The sequence below is a fragment of the Janthinobacterium sp. GW823-FHT06H09 genome (genome assembly GCF_058794735.1).
Map to the genome: position 1 here is coordinate 397,142 of NZ_JBXAHC010000003.1, position 24,688 is coordinate 421,829.

The 24,688-nt window shown below is 63.5% G+C and carries 21 protein-coding genes; 13 read left to right on the forward strand and 8 right to left on the reverse strand.

Going from position 1 to position 24,688, the window contains the following annotated elements; translation table 11 throughout:
* Positions 1–43 precede the first annotated feature (43 nt).
* Together AC1Q6X_RS06665 and AC1Q6X_RS06670 are read right to left on the reverse strand one after the other, a co-directional pair.
* Positions 44–997: a 2-hydroxyacid dehydrogenase gene (locus AC1Q6X_RS06665; protein ID WP_492495933.1), complete on the reverse strand. Its 954-nt coding sequence runs from the start codon at positions 995–997 to the stop codon at positions 44–46.
* Positions 998–1,638: 641 nt separating this feature from the next.
* A complete protein-coding gene (locus AC1Q6X_RS06670; RefSeq protein WP_492495935.1) occupies positions 1,639–2,310 on the reverse strand; it encodes a hypothetical protein in 672 nt (223 codons plus the stop codon).
* Between the two features lie 233 nt (positions 2,311–2,543).
* On the opposite strand from AC1Q6X_RS06670, the gene AC1Q6X_RS06675 reads away from it, so the two are divergent.
* The 9 genes from AC1Q6X_RS06675 (at position 2,544) to AC1Q6X_RS06715 (ending at position 13,278) form a co-directional block, all read left to right on the forward strand.
* Entirely contained in the window at positions 2,544–4,760 is a 2,217-nt protein-coding gene (locus AC1Q6X_RS06675; RefSeq protein ID WP_492495937.1) for a TonB-dependent receptor, read from the forward strand.
* An 85-nt stretch (positions 4,761–4,845) separates the two neighbouring features.
* Entirely contained in the window at positions 4,846–5,718 is an 873-nt protein-coding gene (locus AC1Q6X_RS06680; RefSeq protein WP_492495939.1) for a hypothetical protein, read from the forward strand.
* Between the two features lie 83 nt (positions 5,719–5,801).
* Positions 5,802–6,929, forward strand: coding sequence for a sensor histidine kinase (locus AC1Q6X_RS06685; protein ID WP_492495941.1), 1,128 nt, complete (start codon positions 5,802–5,804; stop codon positions 6,927–6,929).
* A gap of 175 nt (positions 6,930–7,104) precedes the next feature.
* Positions 7,105–8,574, forward strand: coding sequence for a circularly permuted type 2 ATP-grasp protein (locus AC1Q6X_RS06690; protein WP_492495943.1), 1,470 nt, complete (start codon positions 7,105–7,107; stop codon positions 8,572–8,574).
* Positions 8,568–9,512, forward strand: coding sequence for an alpha-E domain-containing protein (locus tag AC1Q6X_RS06695; RefSeq protein WP_289946987.1), 945 nt, complete (start codon positions 8,568–8,570; stop codon positions 9,510–9,512). The genes AC1Q6X_RS06690 and AC1Q6X_RS06695 overlap by 7 nt, the downstream gene beginning before the upstream one ends.
* Complete coding sequence (locus tag AC1Q6X_RS06700) at positions 9,512–10,321, forward strand: transglutaminase family protein (RefSeq protein WP_492495945.1); 810 nt, start codon at positions 9,512–9,514, stop codon at positions 10,319–10,321. Before AC1Q6X_RS06695 ends, AC1Q6X_RS06700 begins: the two co-directional genes overlap by 1 nt.
* A 91-nt stretch (positions 10,322–10,412) precedes the next feature.
* Positions 10,413–11,291 (forward strand): proteasome-type protease, encoded by an 879-nt coding sequence (locus AC1Q6X_RS06705; protein ID WP_492401436.1) that lies wholly within the window; start codon positions 10,413–10,415, stop codon positions 11,289–11,291.
* 108 nt (positions 11,292–11,399) lie between these two features.
* Positions 11,400–12,749 (forward strand): alpha/beta hydrolase, encoded by a 1,350-nt coding sequence (locus tag AC1Q6X_RS06710; protein ID WP_492495948.1) that lies wholly within the window; start codon positions 11,400–11,402, stop codon positions 12,747–12,749.
* Between the two features lie 103 nt (positions 12,750–12,852).
* A complete protein-coding gene (locus AC1Q6X_RS06715) occupies positions 12,853–13,278 on the forward strand; it encodes a Fur family transcriptional regulator (protein WP_070218730.1) in 426 nt (141 codons plus the stop codon).
* Between the two features lie 13 nt (positions 13,279–13,291).
* Here AC1Q6X_RS06715 and AC1Q6X_RS06720 read toward each other — a convergent pair whose 3' ends face one another.
* Genes AC1Q6X_RS06720 through zigA form a run of 4 tightly spaced genes read right to left on the reverse strand, consistent with a single transcriptional unit; the run spans position 13,292 to position 16,889 of the window.
* Complete coding sequence (locus AC1Q6X_RS06720) at positions 13,292–13,810, reverse strand: GNAT family N-acetyltransferase (RefSeq protein WP_070218729.1); 519 nt, start codon at positions 13,808–13,810, stop codon at positions 13,292–13,294.
* Positions 13,811–13,854: 44 nt separating this feature from the next.
* Positions 13,855–14,643: a HoxN/HupN/NixA family nickel/cobalt transporter gene (locus AC1Q6X_RS06725; protein WP_492495951.1), complete on the reverse strand. Its 789-nt coding sequence runs from the start codon at positions 14,641–14,643 to the stop codon at positions 13,855–13,857.
* On the reverse strand, positions 14,640–15,644 hold the full coding sequence (locus tag AC1Q6X_RS06730) for a CobW family GTP-binding protein (RefSeq protein ID WP_492495953.1): 1,005 nt from the start codon (positions 15,642–15,644) through the stop codon (positions 14,640–14,642). The genes AC1Q6X_RS06725 and AC1Q6X_RS06730 overlap by 4 nt, the downstream gene beginning before the upstream one ends.
* Before the next feature lie 18 nt (positions 15,645–15,662).
* A complete protein-coding gene (gene zigA, locus AC1Q6X_RS06735) occupies positions 15,663–16,889 on the reverse strand; it encodes a zinc metallochaperone GTPase ZigA (protein WP_492495954.1) in 1,227 nt (408 codons plus the stop codon).
* Positions 16,890–17,126: 237 nt separating this feature from the next.
* On the opposite strand from zigA, the gene AC1Q6X_RS06740 reads away from it, so the two are divergent.
* From AC1Q6X_RS06740 to AC1Q6X_RS06755, 4 genes are all read left to right on the forward strand, one after another.
* The gene (locus AC1Q6X_RS06740) at positions 17,127–18,173 is read left to right on the forward strand and encodes a hypothetical protein (RefSeq protein WP_492495956.1); all 1,047 of its coding nucleotides are present in this window, start codon (positions 17,127–17,129) and stop codon (positions 18,171–18,173) included.
* A gap of 114 nt (positions 18,174–18,287) precedes the next feature.
* On the forward strand, positions 18,288–20,384 hold the full coding sequence (locus AC1Q6X_RS06745) for a bifunctional 2',3'-cyclic-nucleotide 2'-phosphodiesterase/3'-nucleotidase (protein WP_492495958.1): 2,097 nt from the start codon (positions 18,288–18,290) through the stop codon (positions 20,382–20,384).
* Between the two features lie 56 nt (positions 20,385–20,440).
* Positions 20,441–21,133, forward strand: coding sequence for a tetratricopeptide repeat protein (locus AC1Q6X_RS06750; RefSeq protein WP_492495960.1), 693 nt, complete (start codon positions 20,441–20,443; stop codon positions 21,131–21,133).
* A gap of 282 nt (positions 21,134–21,415) precedes the next feature.
* Entirely contained in the window at positions 21,416–22,852 is a 1,437-nt protein-coding gene (locus AC1Q6X_RS06755) for a catalase (protein WP_492495962.1), read from the forward strand.
* A gap of 70 nt (positions 22,853–22,922) precedes the next feature.
* Here the strand turns inward: AC1Q6X_RS06755 and AC1Q6X_RS06760 are convergent, their stop codons facing one another.
* A complete protein-coding gene (locus AC1Q6X_RS06760) occupies positions 22,923–23,255 on the reverse strand; it encodes a hypothetical protein (protein WP_139143634.1) in 333 nt (110 codons plus the stop codon).
* 149 nt (positions 23,256–23,404) lie between these two features.
* Positions 23,405–24,583 carry a chymotrypsin family serine protease gene (locus AC1Q6X_RS06765; protein WP_492495964.1) on the reverse strand — a complete coding sequence of 393 codons (1,179 nt, stop codon included), beginning with the start codon at positions 24,581–24,583 and terminating at the stop codon, positions 23,405–23,407.
* Positions 24,584–24,688: the final 105 nt, after the last annotated feature.

Genomic DNA, 24,688 nt, shown 5'->3' on the forward strand with positions numbered 1-24,688 from the left:
TTTCATTCATGCTTGATTAAAACGGTACGTCCCGGGTGGGTATTTATAACTTTACTGGCGTCAACAAGGGCAAGCCGGCGAAGTGGGCGGCCAGGTTATCGACGACCAGTTGACCCATCGCATGGCGTGTTTCCACGGTCAGGCTGCCCACGTGCGGCGTGAGCACGACGTTGGGCAAGGCGCACAAGACGTCTGGCACGCGCGGTTCGTCCGCAAACACGTCGAGGCCGGCCGCGCCCAGGTGGCCATCCTGCAAGGCGGCGATCAGGGCGTCTTCGTCGATCAGGGCGCCACGGGCGATATTGATCAGGGTGCCTTGCGGCCCCAGCGCGTCCAGCACGGTGCGGTCGACGATCTTGCGCGTGGCCGGCGTGCCCGGCGCGCAGACGATCAAATAATCGCTTTCCTGCGCCAGGGCCAGCAAGGACTCCGCGCGCGGCACGTCGGTGCCGGCAATGGCGCGCGGCTGGAAGTAGCGCACATGGATGCCGAAGGCGGCCAGGCGCAGCGCGATGGCTTGCCCGATCTGGCCGAAACCGAAGATGCCGGCCGTCTTGCCGCGCAAGGTAGATGCGGGGACGATGGCCTCGCGGCGTTCCCAGCCCCCATCGCGCACGAAACGGTCGAGTGCCACGACATGCCGCGCGCTGGCCAGCAGCAAGGCCAGCGCCATGTCGGCCACGTCGTCCGTCAGCACGTTCGACGTGGTGGTAACGGCAATGCCGCGCTCGCGCGCCACGTCGAGCGCCACGCCATCGAGGCCCACGCCATTGACGGCAACGATTTCCAATGCGGGCAGCAGGCCCATGTCGGCCGCGTTCAAGCCCAGCGCGCCCGTCGTGACGACGGCGCGGATGGCCGGCGCCCGCTCGGCCAGCCAGGCGTGGCGTTCATCCGCCGGCACTTGCCAGGCATGGTGGCAGGTATATTGCTGTTCCAGCTGCGCGTTGACGGCAGCCGAGGGACTGGGGGCGAGGATGAGGAGTTCGGGTGGCATGGGCGTCCTGGGTCGTGTCGACAAGATATGCAGACGCAACTTAGCATATTTGAGACCCAGCCGGGGATGGCATACCCTAATACGCCCCCTAAAACCCTGCACGCCGCGCGGTCTTTGCCTGCGTCGGGCTGTCCGATTCGGCCGTAGGTCGGCTTAGCCCAACGGGCGTAAGCCGACAAGCGCTGCCACGCAGCCTGTCAGATTACGCTGCGCTAATCAGACCTACAACTGCACGCTGAGTGGTCTTTGCCTGCGTGGAGCCACCCGATTCCATCGTAGGTCGGCTTAGCCCAACGGGCGTAAGCCGACAAGGTGCCGCCACGCAACCTGTCAGATTACGCTGCGCTAATCTGACCTACAACTGCACGCCGCGCGGTCTTTGCCTGCGTCGGGCTGCCCGATTCCGCCGCAGGTCGGCTTAGCCCAACGGGCGTAAGCCGACAAGGCGCCGCCACGCAGCCTGTCAGATTACGCTGCGCTAATCTGACCTACAACTGCACGCCGCGCGGTCTTTTCCTGCGTGGAGCCACCCGATTCCATCGTAGGTCGGCTTAGCCCAACGGGCGTAAGCCGACAAGCGCCGCCACGCAGCCTGTCAGATTACGCTACGCTAATCTGACCTACATAGCATTCAATCCGGCTCAACCAGGGCAAGGCACGCGTTTGATCTTGCCGCCCGTCTTGAACGGATCGGCGCCCGCGCCCGGGTTCGCATCCATGCCAAAGCACGTGGCACCGCCGGGGTTGACGACGCGCGTGGCAGGACGCCCGTCGGCCGTCAGGTATTCCTCTACGCGGATGACGGGGCCGCCGCGCCAGGCGGAGGCGACCTGTTTCTGGAACGCGCTGTCGCCTGTGAGGTCGGCCGCGGCCAGCCAAGGCTGTTGTTGCTTGAGTTCGCCGCGCAAAGCCTTGTCGGCGGCGCCCGCAGCCAGCCTGGCGCGGGTGCGCAAATCGGGGCCAGCTGGCGCGTTCGGGGGCGCGGCGGACAATTCCTCGGCGGGCATGGTGATGGCTTCTGCTGTCACGGGCGGCATGTCAGGCACGACGGACGGAACCTGAGCCCGCGCGCGCGGCACGGGAATCAGCATGGGTGGCGGCATGGCCATCGGCGGCGCCGGCGGCGCGGGCCGGGGCGGCAGCAAGGTCATGAAGGCCACTTCCGTATATTGCTTGAGCTGCCGCGCCGGCAGCAGGAGGAAGTACAGGCCCAGCGCATGCATGGCCAGGATCAGGGCGACGGCCGCGCCTTTGAAGCTCAAGCCGCCCCGTAGGCGCATGGAAGCGGACTGTAGATGGCGGTGCAATGGCATGCGGTTTCCTGTGGGCGCCGGGCGCGATGGCTTATTTTAGCGAAACTTGACCATAGGCATTAATAAATCCACAAGGTATCGCCTGGCGCGCCTTTTCTCGCCAGATTCCGGCACCTTGGGGCATCGGATGTTGCACAAATAACGACTTTTTCATCGCTTGCTCACACTTTCCCACGCGCCGTGCCACGCTGGAATATAATGATAATCATTCTCATTAATATCCAGATAACTCCATGCGCACCTTCCACCTCGTCCCTACCCCGTTCGCCCTGGCCGCCTTCCTGCTGGCCAGCGCCGCCGCCCACGCGCAAACCAGCACCGCAGCAGCGGCCGGCGACGCGCCAACCATGCCGACCGTGGTCGTGAATGCCTCGGCCGACGCGTCGGCGCAAGGACTGTCGAAAGCGTATGCGGGCGGCCAGGTGGCGCGCGGCGGGCGCATGGGCATCCTCGGTGCCGTGGACATGATGGACTCGCCATTCGGCAGCACCAGTTATACACAGCAATTCATTGCCGACCAGCAAGCGCGCAGCGTGGGCGACTTGCTGCAAAGCGATGGCGCCGTGCGCATGTCTCGCGGTTACGGCAACTTCCAGGAAGTGTATGTGATCCGCGGCTTCGCCCTCGATTCGGACGACGTGGCTTACAACGGTCTGTACGGCGTTCTGCCCCGCCAATATGTCTCGCCGGAATTACTCGAGCGCGTGGAAGTGTTCCGCGGCGCCAGCGCCTTCCTCAACGGCGCGGCGCCGGGCGGCAGCGGCATCGGCGGCGCCATCAACCTGATGCCCAAGCGCGCCGGCAACACGCCGCTGACGGAATTGACCGTGGGCGTGGAATCGGGCGGCCACGCCTACGCGGCCATCGACGTGGCGCGCCGCTTCGGCGAGCAGCAGGAATTCGGCGTGCGCGTGAATGCCGCCAAGCGCCAGGGCGAAACCGGCATCCAGCGCGAAGACCACGACGTGGGCATGTTCTCGGTCGGCCTCGACTACCGGGGCCGCGGCTACCGCCTGTCGGCCGACGCCGGCTACCAGAATTTCGATTTGACGGCGCCGCGCCCTTCCATCAACACGGGCAGCCTGACGGCCTTGCCAGGCGCACCCGATGCGTCGAAGAACTTTGCCCAGCCGTGGAGCTATTCGAAGGAGCATGACGTGTTCGGCACGGCGCGCGCCGAAGTCGACCTCGCCAAGGATGTCGTAGCCTGGGCCGCGTTCGGCAGCCGCTCGACGAAGGAAGCGAACAGCCTGGCCCAACCGACGTTGAGCGCGCTCAATGGCGATGCCAGCGTGTACCGCTTCGACAATGCCCGCAAGCAGGAAATCCGCACGGGCGAACTGGGCGTGCGCGGCAAGCTCCATACCGGCGCCGTCCGCCACACCTTGGTGGCCAGCTGGTCCGGTCACTGGAACGAGGCGAAGAATGCGTATGCGATCAGCGATTATGCGGGCTTGCCGACGAATATCTACCATCCGCTGGACGTGGCCATGCCGCCCACCCTGCCCGCGAACTCGGGCGGCGTGATGAACGACCCACGGCTGACACAAAAAACTATCCTCAACAGCTACGCCGTGGCCGATACCATGGCCTTCCTCGACGACCGGCTGCTGCTGACCGTGGGCCTGCGCCGCCAGCAGATCCGCGATGCGGCATATGCCTACGGCACGGCCGTGCAATATTCCAGCTATGACAAGAGCGCCACGACGCCCGTGGCCGGCATCGTCTACAAGGCCGGCAAGAACGTGTCGGTCTACGCCAACTACATCGAAGCGCTGGTCAAGGGTCCCGTTGCCAGCGGCACCTACTTCGATGGCAAGGAGAACCAGCTGGTCAGCAACCATGGCGAAGTCTTCGCGCCCTACAAGTCGAAGCAGAAGGAAATCGGCATCAAGTACGACGGCGGCAGGCTGGGCATGAGCGCCGCGCTGTTCTCGACCGCCAAGCCCTTGCCGGCCGTGGTCGGCTCGCGCGCCACCTTGTCGGGCGAACAGCGCAACCAGGGCCTGGAACTGTCCGTCTTCGGCACGCCGATGGCGGGCGTGCGCCTGCTGGGCGGCCTGACCTGGCTCGATACGGAACAGCGCAAGACCGACAAGCCGGCCAACAATGGCAAGAACGCCATCGGCGCGCCAAAAACACAGGTCAGCGTGGGCGGCGAATGGGACGTGCCCGGCGCGCCAGGCTTGAGCCTGAATGCCCGCACCGTCTACACCTCGACGCAGTATGCGGATCTGGCCAACAGCAAACAGTTGCCGTCCTGGACCCGCGTCGACATCGGCGCGCGCTACCTGACGCAGGTGGCGGGCCATGACGTGACCTTGCGCGCGCGCATCGACAACGTGGCCGACCGCAGCTACTGGGCCTCGGCCGTCTCCTCGTTCGATGCGGGCAGCCTCGTGCTGGCCGCGCCGCGCACCTTCGTCGTGTCGGGCAGCGTGGCGTTTTAAGCGGACCGACGCGAAGCTGCCCCTTCCCCGGGCAGCTTCGCGTGCGCGCCTGTGCCAACGGCCGGATTTGGGCGACAATGCCCGCATGAAACTCCCTGCCCTCCTGTTATTGCTGTGCCTGTCCCTGCCCGCCGCTGCCCAAAAGCAGGCCGGATGCCCGTATGCCGCCTGGAAAAGCGGCTTCAAGGGCGATGCGCGGGCGCAAGCCACCTGTCTGCTGCGCCCCGTGAAACTGTATGCGCGTCTGGGCGACAGCGCGCCGCTGCCGGCCTTTCTTGCCGCCCACGTCGGCCAGCGCACGGGCATCGTCCCCATCGCCCTGCGCGCCTGGCTGGCGGAACAAGGCATCGCCGAGGCGGACGCGGGCGGCGCCGTCGATGCACCGCTGTCGCGCGCCGTGGGCCGGCTGGCCGCGCCCATGGCCCGCTATTTCGTCATCCACGACACCAGCTACCCGAATTTCTTGTTAGAAACTATTCCCGATCACATCAACGACGCCAGCTGGGATTTCAACGACTTCAGCTTGCGCAATCCGGCGCTGGGCGGCGGTCCGAAAGGCCATGTCTACGTGAACCGCCTCGGCGATTCATTGGCCGTGCGCGACTTTGGCACGGCCAGCTATGCCAGCAAGCTGGAAAAGGACAAGCCGTCGCTGACGGGTCTGTTCCTGCACGTGGAACTGGTGCAGCCGCGCAACTCCGTGCCCGGCGGCGGCAAGGGCAACGACGGCCTGGCGCCCGATCCCGGCTTTACGCCGGCCCAATACGACCGCCTGGCCCTGCTGTATATCGCCGCCAGCGTGCGCAAGGGCACGTGGCTGATTCCCGCCTTCCACGCCGTGCTCGATACGGGCTTTGCGAACGGTCATGACGACCCGCAAAACTTTTCGCTGGAGCAATGGGATGCGGCCCTCAGCCATTTGAGCGCCGTCATGACAGGCGCCCACGCGTCAAATTGAACGCCACCTGCGCGCCGATTTGGAGGATACTTTAGCTCCCGCCTTGCATCGCGCGGATGCCGGGATGTCGATGGGGAGCCGCGATGACCTATGCCTCTGACCAGAAAATGCTTGCGCTGGACATGCCCGCCCGCACGCGGCGCATCTTCAGCATGCGCGATGCCGTGCTGACGCAGTGGGAGCACGAGGTGCGCGCCAAGGTACGCGGCGCCGATGCCTTGCTCACGCCCATCCTCATCAACACCTTGCCCGCCTTCTTCGACAACCTGGCCGAAGCGCTCACGCCAGGCTACCCGCGCGACGACGCCACCAGCAACACCAACGCGCCTGCCGTGCATGGCAACGAACGGGCGCGCATGACCAGCTATGGCCCGGAACAGGTAATTCAGGAATACCAGATTTTCCGCGACTGCTTCGCCGCCGCCGCGCTGGAGGCGGGCGTGCCGCTGCGGCGAAAGGACTGGAAGGTGATCAATGCCTCGATCGATACGGGCATCCGCGAAGCCATCCTGGAATTTACCGCCATGCACGAAAGTTTTCAGCGCCGCATCGCCGCCGGGCTGTCGCACGACATGCGCAATCCCCTGTCCGTCATGCTCAACAGTGCACAGCTGCTGCAGCGGCGCGCGCAACAGCCGGACGTGGCGGCGCTGGCGCTGAAAATTATCGAGCACGGCAAGCGCCTCGACGACATGATCCAGGAATTGCTCGATACGCTCAGCTACCACCGGGGACAAAAGCTGCCCCTCGTCCTGCGGCGCCTCGACGTACTGCCGCTGGCACGGCAGGTTGCCGACAGCGTCAATATCGGCCATCCGGGCAAATGCATGGTCAGCGGCACCTCCGTGACGGGCTGGTGGTGCGAAAATTCGCTGCGCCGTGCCCTGGAAAACCTCGTCGTCAATGCCGTCAAGTATGGCGACGACGGTCCCATCCATATTCATATCGACAGTTTGCGCGAACGCATGATCTTGAGCGTGCACAACACGGGCAGCAATATCGCGCAAGACCAGACGCAGCGCATCTTCGAATACCTGCGCCGCGAGCACGAAGGCAACGCGCCCGGCTGGGGCATCGGCCTGCCCTTCGTGCAAAACGTGGCGGAAAGCCACGGCGGCAGCGCGCTGGTCGACAGTGCGCCGGAAACGGGCACCACGTTTACCATCGACCTGCCGATCGATTGCCGGCCCTTCGTCACGCCAGGCGCCTGACCTCACCTGCCCTGCGCCCCATCTGCCGGCAAAATCGCTGCCGTAGCGCACCAAAGCGGTGCGGATGACGGTTTTACGCCACAAAAGTGGTCATTTTTTACATACTTTCGGGCGTGCGCCATTGGCACGCTTCCTGCTGAGCTATAGTCAGACACGGCTCAAGGGAAATCACAACATGGCAAATTTTTTCAATGAAATGACTGCAGATGACGTGGGTACGGACAGCAAGGTACGTGAACACTATCGTGAATTCAACAACTGGCTGGAACAGCAATCGCCCGAGACCATCGCCCGCAAGCGGGCCGAAGCCGACCTGACGTTCCGCCGCGTCGGCATCACGTTCGCCGTCTACGGCGACGATGCCGGCACGGAACGCCTGATTCCGTTCGACACCATCCCCCGCATCATCCCCGCTGCCGAATGGGCGCAGATGCAGACGGGCCTGATCCAGCGCGTGCAAGCCTTGAACATGTTCATCCATGATATCTATCATGAACAAAACATCATCAAGGCGGGCATCATTCCCGCCGAGCAAATCTACAAGAATGCCCAGTACCGCCCGGAAATGCAGGGCATTGCCGTCGCTTCCGACATCTATGCGCACATCGCCGGCGTCGACATCGTGCGCGCGGGCCAGGGCGAATTCTATGTACTGGAAGACAATCTGCGGGTGCCGTCCGGCGTATCCTACATGCTGGAAGACCGCAAGATGATGATGCGGCTGTTCCCGGAACTGTTCGCGCGCAACCGCATCGCGCCCGTCGACCATTACCCGGACATGCTGCTCGACAACCTGCGCTCCGTCGCGCCCATGGGCGTCGATGACCCGACGGTCGTCGTCATGACGCCCGGCATGTACAACTCCGCCTACTTCGAGCACGCTTTCCTGGCCCAGCAGATGGGCGTGGAACTGGTCGAAGGCAAGGATTTGTTTGTCAACGACAATTCCGTCTACATGCGCACCACGCGCGGGCCCAAGCGCGTCGACGTCATTTATCGCCGCGTCGACGACGATTTCCTCGACCCGCTGGCCTTCCGCTCCGATTCCTCGCTGGGCGTGCCGGGCCTGCTGTCCGTCTACCGCGCGGGACGGGTCACCCTGGCCAACGCCATCGGCACGGGCGTGGCCGACGACAAGTCGATCTACCCCTTCGTGCCCGACATGATCAAATTCTACCTGTCGCAGGAACCGATCCTCAACAACGTGCCCACGTACCAGTGCCGCAAGGCGGCCGACCTGTCCTACGTGCTGGCCAACTTGCCGAAACTCGTCGTCAAGGAAGTGCATGGCGCGGGCGGCTACGGCATGCTGGTGGGGCCCGCGTCGAGCCTGGCGCAGATCGAGGATTTCCGCCAGCGCCTGCTGGCCAATCCGGACGGCTACATCGCCCAGCCGACCTTGGCCCTGTCCGCCTGCCCCACGTATGTCGAGGCCGGCATCGCGCCGCGCCACATCGATTTGCGTCCGTTCGTGCTGTCCGGCAAGACGATTTCCATGGTACCGGGCGGCTTGACCCGCGTGGCGCTCGGCGAAGGCTCGCTGGTGGTCAATTCTTCGCAGGGAGGCGGCACCAAGGATACCTGGGTACTGGAAGCCACATTATCAGAAGAAAAAGCAGCTTTTGCAGGAGAGAAAACATGCTGAGCCGCACTGCCGATCATTTGTTCTGGATGGCCCGCTACACGGAGCGGGCGGAAAATACGGCGCGCATGCTCGACGTCAACATGCAAACGTCCATGCTGCCCCAGTCCGAGCAGGACGCGGAGCAAGGCTGGCGCGCCACCCTGGGCATTTCCGAGCTGCAAAGCGCGTACGACCACCAATATGGCCGCTTCCATACGCGCGACGTGCTCGACTTCATGGTGCGCGACCCGAACAACCCCTCGTCCATCCTGGCCTGCCTGACGGGTGCGCGCGAAAACGCCCGCGCCGTGCGGGGGACGTTGACGACGGAAGTGTGGGAAATCCAGAACGCCACCTGGCTCGACATGCAGAAGCGCCTGAAAAGCAATCTGCTGGAAACGGACCCCAGCGCCTTCTTCGAATGGGTCAAATACCGCTCGCATCTGTCGCGCGGCGTGACCCTGGGCACCATGCTCAAGGACGAAGCCATCCACTTCATTCGCCTGGGCACCTTCCTCGAGCGGGCCGACAACACGGCGCGCATCCTCGACGTGAAGTTCCATGGCGCGCGCGACACCTCCAAGGACATCACCCAGCGCGACTTTTACTACTGGGCCGCCCTGCTGCGCTCCGTGTCCGGCTTCGAGATCTACCGCAAGGTCTACCGCGACGTGATCACGCCGGCGCGCGTGGCGGAATTGCTGATGCTGCGCGGCGACATGCCCAGGTCGCTCCTTGCCTGCATGGATGACGTGGTGGAAAATCTGAAACATATCCGCAACGACGTGTCGGCCGATACGGAGCGGTTCGCCGGCAAGCTGCATGCGGAACTGAAATTCGGCCATATCGACGACATCATGAAGGCGGGCTTGCACCATACCCTGACTGAGTTTCTGGAAAACATCTATGAGCTGGGCAACCGGGTCAGCCGCGACTTCCTCGTTCCCCTGGCGGCCTGATGCAGCTCACCATCCGCCACGAAACCCGCTACGCCTACAGTGCACCGCTGGCCTATACCATCCAGCAGCTGCACCTGACGCCGCGTATCGAGCCGCAGCAGCGGGCCCTGTCCTGGCAAATCACGACGCCGGGCCAGTGCCACGCCTATACGGATGCCTACGGCAATCTGTCGCACATGCTGACCATTAACGGCAGCCATCAATCGCTGAGCCTGGTCGCCCAGGGCTTGGTGGAAACCATCTACCCGCACAAGGGGCGGCTGAACCTGGTCGATACCCTGTCGCCGCTGTTGTTTACCATGCCGACGCCGCTGACGCAGGCCAACCCCGCCATTGTGGAACTGACGGCCGCCAGCCTGCCGGACCGCCGCGTGACGGCCGGCACGGGCCATTTGCTGCGCCTGGCCGAGCACATCGTCGGCAAGGTGGCCTATGAAAGCGGCGCCACCATGGTCACCACCACGGCCGGCGACGCCCTGGCCCTGGGACGCGGCGTGTGCCAGGACCACGCGCACCTGTTCCTCGCCTGCTGCCACGCCTGGGGCATCCCGGCCCGCTATGTGTCCGGCTACATCGACCCGGGCACGACGGGCCACGCGGCCAGCCACGCCTGGGTCGACGCCTGGACGGAAGACACGGATTTCGCAGGCTGGGTCAGCATCGACGTGACCCACGCGCGGCTGATGACGGATGCGTATTGCCGCCTGGCCATCGGGCGCGACTACGATTCGGCGGCGCCCGTGCGGGGCGTGCGCCAGGGCGGCGGCACGGAAACGCTGCACGTGGATGTACAGATCGTGCCCGTGTAAATAGGCAGGAATGAGGCTGGCCGGGGCTTGCGGCCGATACTCAAGCCCCGGCTGGTGTAGAATGCTCCCCCTTTGGATTTGATTTACGACGATGACTTATTGCATAGGCATGCGCCTGAACGAAGGCCTGGTCTTCCTGTCCGACTCCCGCACCAACGCCGGCGTGGACCAGGTGGGCACCTTCCGCAAGATGAGCGTGTTCGAGAACCCGGGCGACCGCATGCTGGTCCTGATGACGGCCGGTAATTTGTCGATCTCGCAGGCGATCCGCCAGATCGTCTCCGAACACGTGGATGCGGACGGACGCAGCATCTGGAACGTGGCCAGCATGTACGACGCGGCGCGCATCGTGGGCGAAGCCGTGCGCACCGTGCACCTGCGCGAAGCGAAGGCCCTGGCCGACTGCGGCATCGATTTCAATGTCAGCATCATTGTGGGCGGCCAGATAGGCGCCGAGCGCTGCCGATTGTTCCAGGTGTATTCGGCCGGCAATTTCATCGAATCGCACGATGAAAACACGTATTTCCAGATCGGCGAAGCCAAATATGGCAAGCCCATCATCGACCGGGTCATCAACCCGTTCACGCGCCTGGACGAAGCGGCCAAGTGTGCGCTGATCTCCATGGATTCGACCCTGCGCTCGAACATTTCCGTCGGCTTGCCGCTCGATCTGCTCGTCTACGAGACGGGCAGCCTGGCCGTCACGCGCTTCGTCACCATCGATGAAAAGAACCAGTATTTCCGCATGATCCGCGACACCTGGGGCGAGCAATTGAAACACGTGTTCGAAGGCATTGTCGATCCCGTGTGGAACGCGGCGCCAGAGACCACCACGAACGTGCTGTCGTCCGCCAACATGCACAGCAAGCCGGTGCGCGTGGCCATCCCCGAGCATGTGAGCCGCGGCGGCCTGACGGTGGCCCCCCTGCAATCCTTGGCGCAGCAGTTCAGCGACGACAAGCAACATTGACCTGCCGCGCACCGCGTGCGCGCGGTGCTGGACAAGTCGCTTTCCGCGTGCTTTTATGGCAATATGAGTTGATATTTAATTCATACTGATCAGAGAGGCAGGTAGCGCATGGACTTGATTACTTCCGCCGTCGTGGCGGCCATCGAACATGGCGCGCCGGGCCACGCGCCGGAAGCCGTCGCCAGCCACTATCAACGCCTGAAGCTGGCCATCGCCAAGTTCGACAGCGCCGCCGCCATCCTGGCCGCCATCGTCGCGCTGGAGGCCGAACCCGCCAATACCCAGCTGCAACTGGCCCTGTCGGCTGCCCTCTCCACGGCGAAAGTACCCGATGACATGGAAACCCTGTTCGCCGCGCAAGGCTTGCTCGATGCGCTGCGTCCGCCCGTAGCCCTGCCGCCGGCAGCGCCTGCGGCGCAAACGGCGCCCGCCCCCGCCGACAAAAGCGCCGTCGTGTCGAACTACGCGGTCGTCAAAGTGTATTTCGCCACGGACCGCCAGCGCGACGTGGGCAAGCCGCCGGCCCAGCGCTTCAGCGGCGAACGCAACGTCATGGGAGGCAATGGCCCGCTCAGCTATGGCAGCTGCGACATCAGCATCCCGCGCGACCACCGCATGGGCCAGCTGGAATCGCCGTCGCTGTGGCGCCTGGAATTTCGCGACGACCCGGCCAAGCACGTGGTGGTGCTGTCGGCCGACGTGCAGGACCACGACAACTTCTTTGCCGCACTGAAAACCCAGATCCGCGCGTCGGCCGGCAAGAGCGCCTTTATCTTCGTACACGGCTACAACGTGAGTTTCGAGGATGCGGCGCGGCGCACGGGACAAATGGCCTACGACCTCGGTTTCGACGGCGCGCCCGTGTTCTACAGCTGGCCGTCGCGCGGTGAAGTGGCCAGCTACACCATCGATGAAAACAATATCGAATGGAGCACGCCCCACATCACGGCCTTCCTGGGCGACTTTCTCGCCAGCACGGAGGCGGCGCAAGTCTATCTGGTAGGCCACAGCATGGGCAGCCGGGGCCTGGCGCGCGCCGTGGCCGACTTGCTGGCCGCGCAACCGCAGCTGGCGCAAAAGATCACGGAAATCATCCTGTCCGCGCCCGACATCGACGCCGCCATCTTCAAACAGGATATCGCGCCCAAACTGGCCGGCGCGCGCAACCCCGTCACTTTATATGCCTCTTCGCAAGACCTGGCGCTGGCCGCCTCGAAAGCCGTGCACGGCTACGCGCGCGCGGGCGACAGCGGCGCCGGCATGCTGATCGTGGCGGGCGTGGAAACCATCGACGCCACCGGGGTCGACACGAGCTTCATGAAGCACTCCTACTTTGCGGAAAAACGCTCGGCCCTGTCCGACATGTTTTATCTGATACGCAACCATGCGCGCGCCGACCAGCGCTTTCTCGAGCCCGTCGATACGACCGCCGGCCGCTATTGGACGTTCAAACCATGACGCCGTTCCATCCGGTGCGGCACGCATGCTAAGATACGGCCCATAGGGTGGCAACGGGCACGGCGATGACGCCGTCAGCCGATCCCCCGCAAGCAGGCTTATCATGTTGACATCATCTTCTACACCGCACGCTGAATCGCTGATCCGCAACACCAACGCCCGCGTCACCAAGACGCGCGTGAAGGTGCTCGACTTTTTAATGGCGCAAAGCCGTTCGCTGACCCACCATGAAATCCAGCAAGCGCTGTCGCAGGACAGCGATATCGATTCCGTCACCCTGTACCGGGTGCTGGAATGGCTGACGGAAAATGAACTGGTGCACCGCATCGCGGGCGCCGACCAGGTGTGGCGCTTCAGCGCCGGTGCCGGCCACCAGGCGCACGAGCACGCGCACTTTCAGTGCACCAAATGCGCGAACGTCACCTGCTTCAACGAAGTCAAGCTGCCGCCGCCCGTGCTCTTGCCGGAAGGTTTCAGCGGCGGCGAAGTCGATTACCTGATCAAGGGCCTGTGCCCGCGCTGCAAGTAAGACTCTTCTGACATCACTTGAGCAGCAAGGCCAGGTGATGCTCGTCATAAAACAGGTCGCCCACACGCATCGAGCGCGGCTCCGTGCCATACGCGATAAATCCCAAGGACTCATACAGCCGCAGGGCGGCATTGTTTTCCGCATTCACGCTCAAGTGCACTTGCATGATGGCAGGGTCCGTCTCGGCCAGTTCGATGCAGGCGTTCACCAGACGCCGCGCCACGCCATGGCCCCGCTGCGTCACATCGACGAACACGCCCCATAGCACGGCCTTGTGCGACAACTGGCGCAGCGATTCGCGCCGCAAGCCGGCAAAACCCACGAGACGATCGCCATCGAAGGCGCCAAAGCCGCGCTGCAGGGTGCCGCCGGCGATGCGCTGCACGTGTTCTTCCGGCGTGCGCGCCAGCTCATCCTCGCGTGACGCCGAAAACGAGCTGGGCGAATCGAGGATGGCGCGCAGGCGCAGCGCGCAAAAGGCGGTGGTGTCGGCTGGCGTCAGCAGGCGGATGACGATATCGGGTGCGGGCATGGGAGGACTCGGCAGTTTTTTCCCATTATACCCACGCCCTTCCCTTACGCACGCACGCGGCGCAAGCCCAGCAAGGTCCAGCCGTACAGGGCCGCCATCAGCAAGACCATGGCCGCGCCCAGCGCCGCCGTCCAGCTTTCCGGCAGCGACCAGGCCGGATCAAGCTTGCCGGCGGCCATGTAAGCTGCCATCGCCACGCAGATGGCGACGATGGGCCAGCCCAGGCGGCGCCGGAACGCCCGCACGACATCAAGCTTGCCGGTGCGCATGACCTTTGCCGTGACCCAGCCATCGAAGGTATCCGTCACGCCCATGCCGACGGCAAACACCGTCCCCGTCAGCAAGGCCGGCCCCATGCCGCCCAGCGCCACGGCCGCGTAGCCCCAGGCCGCCGCCTGCAAGGCAGTATCGAACACGAGCGCGAACAGCATGCCGACGAGGATGGCGCCCAGCGGCCCGGACGCGCGCCGCAGCCAGCCTGGCAGCAGCCGGCCGCGCACCTCGGCCAGTTGCGCGCCAGCCAGCAAGCTGCGCGCATTCAGGGCGGCTATCACCAGCAGCAAGACGATGGGCAGCCATTCCAGCCAGCCCAACACGCTTTCCGAAGGAGTGAATTGCCTGGATGCCAGGGCGGCAACGGCCACGATGGCCAGCACGCAGACGCCATGGCCGAGGGCAAACAGCGCCCCCATCCACGGCATCCAGCGCGGGTGGGCCGCCTGGCTGCGCAAGGTGAGACCGTCGACGGCGGCCAGGTGGTCCGGTTCCAGGCCATGCCGCATGCCAAGCAGAAAGATCAGCGCCAGGGCAGGCAAGCCCGCTTCCACGCTCATGCGGTCACCCCGACGGGACTACCCGCCTTGACCACGCAGCGGTTGAGGCCCCGGATCAGCATCTCCTGCGGCAAGTCGCGGCCGATGAAGATGATCTTGCTGGCGCGCGGCTCATCGTCGCGCCACGGTGCGCCCAATTCCGAGCCCATCAGCATGTGCACGCCCTGGAACACGGCGCGGCATGGCAAGTCGGCAACATACAAAATGCCCTTGTAGCGCATCAGCTGGGCGCCGAACAGCTGCACCACGGCATCGAGAAAGTTTTCCACCTGCATCAGATCGAGGGGCTGGGCCTGGTGGTAGACGAACGATTGCACGCCGTCCCCATGGCGGTGACCCAGTTCGCCGAGGAAATCCGGCTCCAGTTCGACGATGGCGTTCAGATTGAAACCGCGGATGTTCAGGATGTCGCGCAGCGGAACATTGCCGAAGCGCACTTTCTGTATGCTGGCGCGGCCATTGATGGCGACCAGGCGCTGGCGCAGCGCGGCCAGGTCGTCCTTGCTGACCAGGTCCGTCTTCGACAGCAGGATGCGGTCGGCAAAGCCCACTTGCTCCTGCGCTTCCTTGTGCGCCGTCAATTGCTGCTGCGCATGGCGCGCATCGACCACCGTCAAAATGGCGTCCAGCATGTAGCACTTGCTGACGGTTGGCTCCGCAAAGAAGGTTTGCGCCACGGGGCCCGGCGCGGCCAGGCCCGTCGTTTCGATGATGACGTGATCAAACGTGATGCTTCCCGCCGCGCGCCTGGCTTGCAATTCGCCCAGGATGCGGATCAGGTCGCCCCGCACGCTGCAGCAAATGCAGCCATTGTTCATTTCCACGATCTGCTCGTCGCTGTCCTGCACCAGCAAGCCATGGTCGATGCTTTCGGCGGCGAATTCATTTTCGATCACGGCGATGCGCATGCCGTGATCGCCCTGCAATATGCGCTTGAGCAAGGTGGTTTTCCCGCTGCCGAGAAAACCCGTGATGATGGTGACGGGGATCAGTTCTGTCATAGTGTGTTCCTGTTCAAGTTAGTCTTCGAGTTCTTCCATCCGTTGCCATTGGGGAAACGGGTCGGGCAGCTTGCGCCAGGCGGCCATGCCCTGGCGCGTTTCCGTGGTGTTGAGTTGACATTTCTTCAAGTCCGCCTCGATGGCCGCCTGGTCCATGTCCTGGCCGATGAAGACGAGTTCCTGGTAGCGGTCGCCATACGTTTCGTTCCAGCCCGCCTTGACTTCCGCCAGCGAGGCCGCATCCATTGGCCAGCGCTCCTTCGGCACGGACGCCCACCACAGGCCCACGGGTTCGATATTCATCAGCTTGCCCGCGCCGGACAGGCTGGCCACCCATTCGGGGCGGCTGGCCAGCCAGAAATATCCCTTGCTGCGCACCACGCCCGGTATCGGCTGCGAGATGAAATCGTGCAAGCGCTGTGCGTGGAACGGTTCCTTCGCCCGGTAGACGAAGCTGCCGATGCCGTAGGTTTCCGTCTCCGGCGTGTGGCTGCCCGCCAACTCCTGCGCCCAGCCCGGCATGGCGGCCGCCTGCTCCAGGTCGAACAAGTGCGTGCCCAGGATGGCGTCGAGCGGCACGATGGACTGGTTGGTTTCGATGACGCGCGCGCCGGGATTGAGGGCTTTTAAAATGGCCAGCACGCGCCGACGCTCGTCCGCCGCCACCATGTCGACCTTGTTGAGGACGATGACATTGGCAAACTCGATCTGTTCCGTGAGCAGGTTGGCCAGCTGGCGGTCGTCGCCCTCGCCCGCCGTTTCTCCCCGCTGCTCCAGGCTGTCTTCGCTGTGAAAATCCGCCAGCAGGTTGGCGCAGTCGACGACGGTGACCATGCAGTCGATGCGGGCCACGTCGTTCAGGCTGTCACCGTGCTCGTCCTCGAAGTCGAAGGTGGCGGCCACGGGCATCGGCTCGCCCACGCCCGTCGATTCGATCAACAGGTAATCGAAGCGGTCTTCAAACGCCAGGCGCCGCACTTCCAGCAACAGATCGTCACGCAGGGTGCAGCAGATGCAGCCATTCGACATTTCCACGAGTTTTTCTTCCGTGCGCGACAGTGCCGCGCCGGCGGCCTCGGCACTGTCCTTGACGAGCGACGCGTCGATATTGACTTCGCTCATGTCGTTGACGATGACGGCCACGCGCTTGCCTTCGCGATTGCGCAGTATGTGGTTGAGCAAGGTGGTCTTGCCGGCGCCGAGAAAGCCGGACAGGACGGTGACAGGGAGTTTGCGCTGGGGCATGGGGAATCCTTCGAATTGGTGGGTGCGTGACGGCGGATGCAAATGCAGTTAAATTGCATTTGCGAATTATAATGCAACTTACTTGCATTGAGATGATAATCGTCACCTGCCATCCTGAACACGCCGCGCAGTCCAGGCCACCTCCTCAAGGTGCTATAGTGGAATCGCACCGGCTCTGCTATCGAAGCAAGCGCCTGGCGACTGAACAGCTAAATTCTCACAGGGCCCAAGGAATCGATGATCTTACGCAGCCATACAACGTTTTTTGCATTAGTTATTTTGATGATGGGCAGTGCGATTGCCGCGGAAATAAAGCACCCGATCAAGCACTATATTTACTTCAATCACCGTGAACCGCACGGGGAAAACATCCGCGCGGATAAGGCATTAAGCGATCCGCGCTTCAGCGGTGCTCAAATCGTGTACACCTGGCGCAGCCTGGAGCCGGAACAGGACCGTTACGATTTTGCGCCGATCCGCCACGACATCAGCTATCTCGACTCGATCGGGAAAAAGCTGTGGATACAATTGCAGGAAAAATCATTCACGCCGCGCCACAATGTGCCGGCATATTTGCTCAGCGATCCTCGCTACCAGGGCGGCATCATCAAGCAAAGCATGCTTTCCGCACCGGAACGCGACCCGCATAAAGCGGTCACCGATAATGAATATGGCTGGTCGCCAAAAATGTGGGAAGCGCCGGTACGCGAGCGCTATCAACGCTTGATCCAGGCGTTGGGCAAGGAATTTGACGGGGAAATCGAGGGCATCAATTTCAGCGAAAGTTCGATCGACATTGGCGTGGAAGACGGCAAGGGAAATACGACGTTCCCCGATGATTTCAAGCCGCAACACTATGTCGACGCCATCAAGGACAACATGCAGGTACTGGCCGCGGCTTTTCCCCACACCACCGCCATGGTGTATCTGAATTTCCTGCCCGGTGAATGGCTGCCGTGGACCGACAAGGGCTATATGCGCGGCCTGTTTGCGCAAGCGCAAGCGCTGCGGATGGGCGTCGGCGGTCCTGACCTGATGCCGTATCGGAAAAGCCATATGGGCCAGAGTTACGGTTTTATCAAGGACTATCCGGCGAACCTGGTCAAGGGCATGGCCGTACAGGACGGCAACCTGCGCCAAATCAATCCCCGTAGCGGGAAAAAGAATTCAGTCGAAGACTTGCTCGATTTTGCCCGCAACTACCTGGGCCTCGACTATATTTTCTGGGTGGAAGACGAGCCTTACTTCAGCAACGAAGTGCTGAAAAAACTGCCGGCACATTGACAGGCAGGCGCGCCATCGCGCGCAGCCCTGCATCCATGCGCCTTGCACGGCTGTCATCGCCGCGTCATATGGCGGCGTTACAGTCGCGTCCTTTGAATCTTTCCGAGGGCGGTAATGAAAACAAATTGGGTCATGCTGGCGGCGCTGGCAAGTGCGGGTCTCGTCGGTTGCAACGGCAGTTCGAATACGGCGCCAGCCATTCCCGAGGGCACGACGGTCACCGTGGCATTGCTGGAAACGACCGATATCCACTCGAACGTCTTGAGCTACAACTATTACGCGCTGGCCGAAGACACGAGCCTGGGCCTGGAGCGCACGTCGACCCTGATCCAGGCGGCGCGCGCGGAAAATCCGAACAATGTGCTGCTCGACGATGGCGACGTCATCCAGGGCACCTTGCTGGCCGACCTGCAGGCCGTGGCCGCGCCCGTGCCGTGCAGCGGCACGCTGGCCGTGCACAAGGCCATGAACGCGCTGAAATACGACGCGGGCGGCATGGGCAACCATGAATTCAACTATGGCTTGCCCTACCTGAGCCAGATCACCAACACGGATTTCGGCATCCCCGGCGTGGCCAAGCCGACGGGCACTTGCGGCGCGCCCGCCTTCCCTTCCGTGCTGAGCAATGTCGTCGGCGTGAGCAGCGGCAAGCCCATCTTCCAGCCCTACGCCCTGCTGCCCCGCGATTTCGCCGCCACGGCGCCCGACGGCAGCAAGCTGACCGTGAAAATCAATGTGGGCGTGCTGAGCTTTGTACCGCCGCAAATCCTCGAATGGGACCAGAAAGTGCTCGCCGGCAAAGTCAGCGTGACGGGCGTGCAGGAAGCGGCCAAGCAATATGTGCCGGAATTGCGCAACAAGGGAGCCGACCTCGTCGTGGCCCTGTCCCATGGCGGCCTGGACACCAGCACCTACAGCCCGAAGATGGAAAACGGCAGCTATCACTTGACCAGCACGGGCATCGACGCGCTGATGATCGGCCACTCGCACTTGATCTTCCCGAAAGGCAAAGAGACGGGCGCGGCCGCGCTGGACGCCTCGTTCGCCGCCTTCCCCGCCAGCGCAAAGATCGACGCCGTCAACGGCTTTGTGAACGGCGTGCCCACCGTCATGGCGCAAAGCTGGGGCCGCCGCCTTGGTATCATCAAGCTGACGATGGTCTATCAGGGCGGCAAGTGGGTGGTGCAGCCGGCCAGGACGACGGTGGAATCGCGCGGCTTCAAGTACACGGACGGCACGACCCTCGTGAAAGCCGACCCGGCCATCGCGCCGCTGGTAGCCACCGAGCACGCGGCCACCATCGCCTACGCCAAGCAGCCGCTGGGCATCAGCACGGATTTCGAGATGTCCGCCTATTTCGCGCTGGTGGGCGACGTGAGCGCCATCCAGCTGGTGAACCAGGCACAGCTCGATTACGTGAAAAACTTCATCGCCACCAGCACGGATGCGACCTTGTCCAGCTACAAGAATATCCCCGTCATCTCGTGCAGCGCGCCATTCAAGGCGGGCCGCAACGGGCCGTCGGACTTCACGGACGTGGCCGCGGGCGCGACGCCGGCCGCGCCGATCGGTTTGCAGGTGCGCAATCCGGGCGACCTGTATTTGTATAGCAATAATAACTTGCAAGCCGTGAAAATCAAGGGCGCGGACTTGAAGGCGTGGCTGGAAACGTCGGCCAAGCAATTCGCGCAGATCGATCCGAGCGCCACGGCGGAGCAGGACCTGGTGCCGTCGTATGGCACGATTTACAACTACGACGTGTTCTACGCGGAAAACAATGCCCTCACGTACCAGATCGACGTAACGAAAAAGGTCGGCAGCCGTATCGTCAACCTCACGTACAAGGGCGCGCCGGTCGCCGATGGCGATGATTTCATCGTCGCCACCAACGATTACCGCGCCGGCGGCGGCGGCGCCGTGCCGGGCATCGACGGCAGCAAGACCATCATCAAGTCGCCCGATGCGAACCAGGCCGTGGTCAGCAACTACCTGGCGTCGCTCAGCACCAAGGGCGGCAAGGTGACCCTGGCGGCCAATGGCAGCGCGCGCAGCTGGAGCTTCGTCAAGACGGCCACGGCCGGCCCCGTGATCCTGCGCTCGGCGCCGGGCCACCTGGCGCTGGCGCAAGGCAGCGGCATCGCCAGCGTGGCGGCCGAAGGCGGGCTCGATGCCAGCGGTTTCGCCAAGTACCGCATCGACCTGAGCAAATAAGGTCCATGGGCCGGGACTGCGTCAGTTCCGGCCTGTTTTGATGAAAGTTCATCCAGATGAAACACGCACTCTCCCTTCCCGCCGTCGTGCTGGCTACCGTCCTGGCCGCCTGCCAGTCGTCGCCACCACCCACGGCGGCGGAAATCGAAGCCGTGGCCATGCTCGCGCGCCAGGCGGGCGACCACCAGGCCGAACGCAAGGTACGCAGCTGGGCCGGCAAGGACATGCCCGTCGCCGAGCGCGAACTGGCGCTGATTTACCAGCCACGCCCTGAGCGCCGCGCCGAGGCGCTGAGTCTGTTCGAACAGGCGGCCCGCGCCGGCGACACGGAAGCGGCGTTCGAGCTGGGCCAGATGTTGCGCGCGGCCACGCAGGCCCAGGCCTGGCTGTGGTACCGGCAAGCGGCGCAGCAAGGCCATGCGAAGGCGGCCCTCATGCTGGGCCTGCTGGCGGCGAATGGCGAAGGCGTGCCGCAAGATCCCGTCATAGCGGCGCACTGGCTGGCCAAGTCCAGCGAACTGGGCAATCCACACGCCATGTTCCTGCTGTACAACGCCTACCGCGAAGGCCGCGGCGTGCCGCGCGACCTGGCCAAGGGCCGTGAATTGCTGGAAGAAGCGGCCCACCACGAATACCCGCCCGCCCTCCAGGAACTGGCCATGACGCTGCAGGCCGACGACGCCCTGCGCGCGGGCCACCTGATGAAGGAAGCGACGGAGCACCGGCATAACAACTGGAACAAGTTTTAAGAACTGGGCAAAAGGCCAGTGGCGTGATCGTCGCCTGCCTTTATATACTGGCAACTTGCAAGCGTGCGGGAGCGGCAGCGATGGAGCGCTTATGATGCAAGTACGCCGGCTGAGCTTGCTCGGACGGCGTGGCAAGCCATCCCGTACCAAAAAGTTTACACTGGTTTGCATTTTAGAAATTTTACTCTGGACCAGCCCCGGTGAGTGTGCATTCAGCCCAGCCAGTGTTTGAGTAGCGCCGGTGCGTCCATTGCTCTGCCTAGCCATGAAAGAAAGAGTCCAATGAAAAAGCTGACCACCGCCTTTGGCGCGCCTGTCGTCGACAACCAGAACATCCAGACGGCCGGCCCACGCGGCCCCGCCCTGTTGCAAGATGTCTGGTTCCTGGAAAAGCTGGCCCACTTCGACCGTGAAGTGATTCCCGAGCGCCGCATGCATGCCAAGGGATCGGGCGCGCACGGCACGTTTACCGTCACGCACGACATCACGCGCTACACGCGGGCCAAGATTTTTGGCGCAGTGGGCAAGCAAACGCCGATGTTTGCGCGCTTTTCCACGGTGGCCGGCGAACGGGGTGCTGCCGATGCGGAACGCGATATCCGCGGCTTCGCCCTGAAGTTTTATACGGAAGAAGGCAACTGGGATCTGGTCGGCAACAATACACCCGTGTTTTTCATGCGCGACCCGCTGAAATTCCCCGATCTAAACCACGCCATCAAGCGCGACCCGCGCACCGGCTTGCGCAGCGCCGACAGCAACTGGGATTTCTGGACTTCGCTGCCCGAAGCGCTGCACCAGGTCACGGTGGTGATGAGCGACCGGGGCTTGCCGCGCAGTTTCCGCCACATGCATGGCTTCGGCAGCCATACCTTCAGCTTCCTGAATGCGCAAAACGAGCGTTTCTGGGTCAAGTTCACCTTTAAAACCCAGCAAGGCATACAAAACCTGACCGACGCGCAAGCCGAGGCACTGGTGGGCAAGGACCGCGAAAGCTCGCACCGCGACCTGTATGAAAGCATCGAAAACAAGGATTTCCCGCGCTGGACCCTGTACGTGCAGATCATGCCGGAAAAAGAGGCGGGCACATATCACCTCAACCCGTTCGACCTGTCGAAAGTATGGCCGCACGGCGACTATCCGCTGATCGAGGTGGGCGTGCTGGAACTGAACCGCAATGCCGACAACCATTTCGCGGAAGTGGAACAATCGGCCTTCAACCCGGCCAACGTGGTGCCCGGCATCAGCTTTTCGCCGGACAAGATGCTGCAAGGCCGGCTGTTTTCGTATGGCGACGCGCAGCGCTACCGCCTCGGCGTCAACCACAGCCATATCCCTGTCAACGCGCCGAAATGCCCGTTCCACAGCTACCACCGCGACGGCCAGATGCGCGTCGACGGCAACCAGGGAGGAACGTTGGGCTATGAGCCGAACAGCGAGCAGGAATGGGCCGAGCAGCCGGACTTCCGCGAACCGCCATTGAGCATCGAAGGCGCGGCCGACCACTGGAACCACAGGGTCGACGAGGATTACTATTCGCAGCCGCGCGCCCTGTTCCAGCTGATGACGCCGGCACAGCAGCAGGCGCTGTTCGACAACACGGCGCGCGCCATCTCGGGCGCTTCGGAGCAAGTCAAGCAACGCCACATCGGCAATTGCACGCTGTGCGACCCCGCCTATGGCGCGGGCGTGGCCGAAGCGATCAGCCGCCTGAGCAAGTAGGGCCGGCTGAAAGGAACCCGGAAGGCCTGGCAACAGGCCTTCCGCCGCAACGATCCGCGGCCAGGCCTGCCTACCAGCGCTGGATATCGATCTGGCCAGTGATGCTCGTTTCCACCGGATAGCCCTCGACCTGCGACGGCACGCGCCGCTTGACGGACGAGTCGCGCAAATACACGACGAGCGCGTCCTTGCCCACGGCCGTGTGTCCCACGCTGACGCCTTCCACGCCGTCGATGGCCATCAGCGCCCGCTCGTTGCGCCGCTTTGCCGCTTCCAATCGGCCGTGGGGCGCGGCCGGGGTGTACTGCCCCATGCCCTGTCCAGGAATTTCATCCGGTAAGTACGGCATGGCAGCGTCTTCGAAGACGGCATATGGCGATGGTACGAATTTACTGTTTGACATGACAACCCTCCTGAGGCATTCCATGATACACCCGGCCATCCGGCGCTGCAGCGCCGTTCGCCGGGCACAACCATGCATGGCTGCGGCCTCTCATACAATCATCATCGTGCAAAAAGCAGCGTTATGCAAGGCGGCACCTGGCAGCGTGCTCAGGTGTACAAATTGATGTCGAGCGCCGCCACCACGCGCCGCATCTGGTTGGCAAACGTGATGTTGTTGCCGCCCGCAAACAGCAGGCCGACGGGATTGCGCTGCTGGTTCCAGGTCCAGATGGACGAACCCGAATCGCCGCCCGCGCTGAACGCCCCGCTCACGCCCGTGATGGCGATCTGGTCCTGGAACAGCGCGATCCTGCCGCCGCCGTAATTGACGTTGATGGTGGCGCCCAGGCCCGTGATGCGCCCCTGCGTCAATTGCGTCGTGCGGCCGGACTTGCCGACCATCATGCCCAACGCGGGGGCCACCAGCGCATTGCTGATACGGAAGTAGGCGGGCACGCCTCCGCTCAGGTAGACCAGTTCGGGCCGCACGCGGTCAGGCCAGGCCCAGCCGGTGGCGCAATCGACGTAATTGACGCCGCCGCTGAAATTGATGGGCACGAAACGCTCGAGCACGGCCACCTGGTCTTGCGGACAACGTCCCCCGTCGATGGGACCAGGCTGCACGATGCAATCGTTGAACACGCCGCCGTTGGAATTGGCCAGCACGTGATTATTGCTCAGGATCATCAAGCGGCCGCTGCGCGGCGCGCTGCGGCCCACGGCCAGGCAGCCGATGGTGCCGGCCGTGATGCGGAAATGCCCGACCGACACGCCGCCCGGCGCCGGACGCAAGCGGAAACGGTGCGGTTGCGCATCGATCACGCCCGTGACGACGATGTTGACGGGCACCTTGTCGCTGGCCACGGCGCGCACGCCCATGGCCCCCACGATGGCGGCCTTGGCGCGGTCGACGGAGGTGGGTTCGGCCACGTACAGGGTCAGGGCAGGCAAGCCCGGCTCGCCGGACGAGCTGTCGCTGGCGCCCTCGCCCAGGCCGATGGACACGCCCTGGATATTGCCGCCGTCGCTGAAGGCATCGGCCGCGCGCACGCCGCCCGCCTGCGAAATGCTTTGGCGCATGCCGTCTTCGATGCTGCGCTTGATTTCCAGCAATTCCATGCTGACGCCGCTCAGGGCGTCGGGTATCTCCGAGACGGACGCGCTCTCGATCGTATTGTCGTCTTCGCCGGGGGCGGCAAACTGGCCGACGGCCTCTTCGTCGTCCGCGCTTTGTCCCCTGCCGCTGCCGCCAGGCGGGGCGCTGAAACCATTCTCGTTACCTATCATTATGTTCTCCTCGTGGGTCGTCGCAAGACCAGTGTGGACGTGCCGCGCAGGCCAGTATTGATCTGGATTGAACCGCGCTGACGCATGGCTGCCCTGTCTCAATGG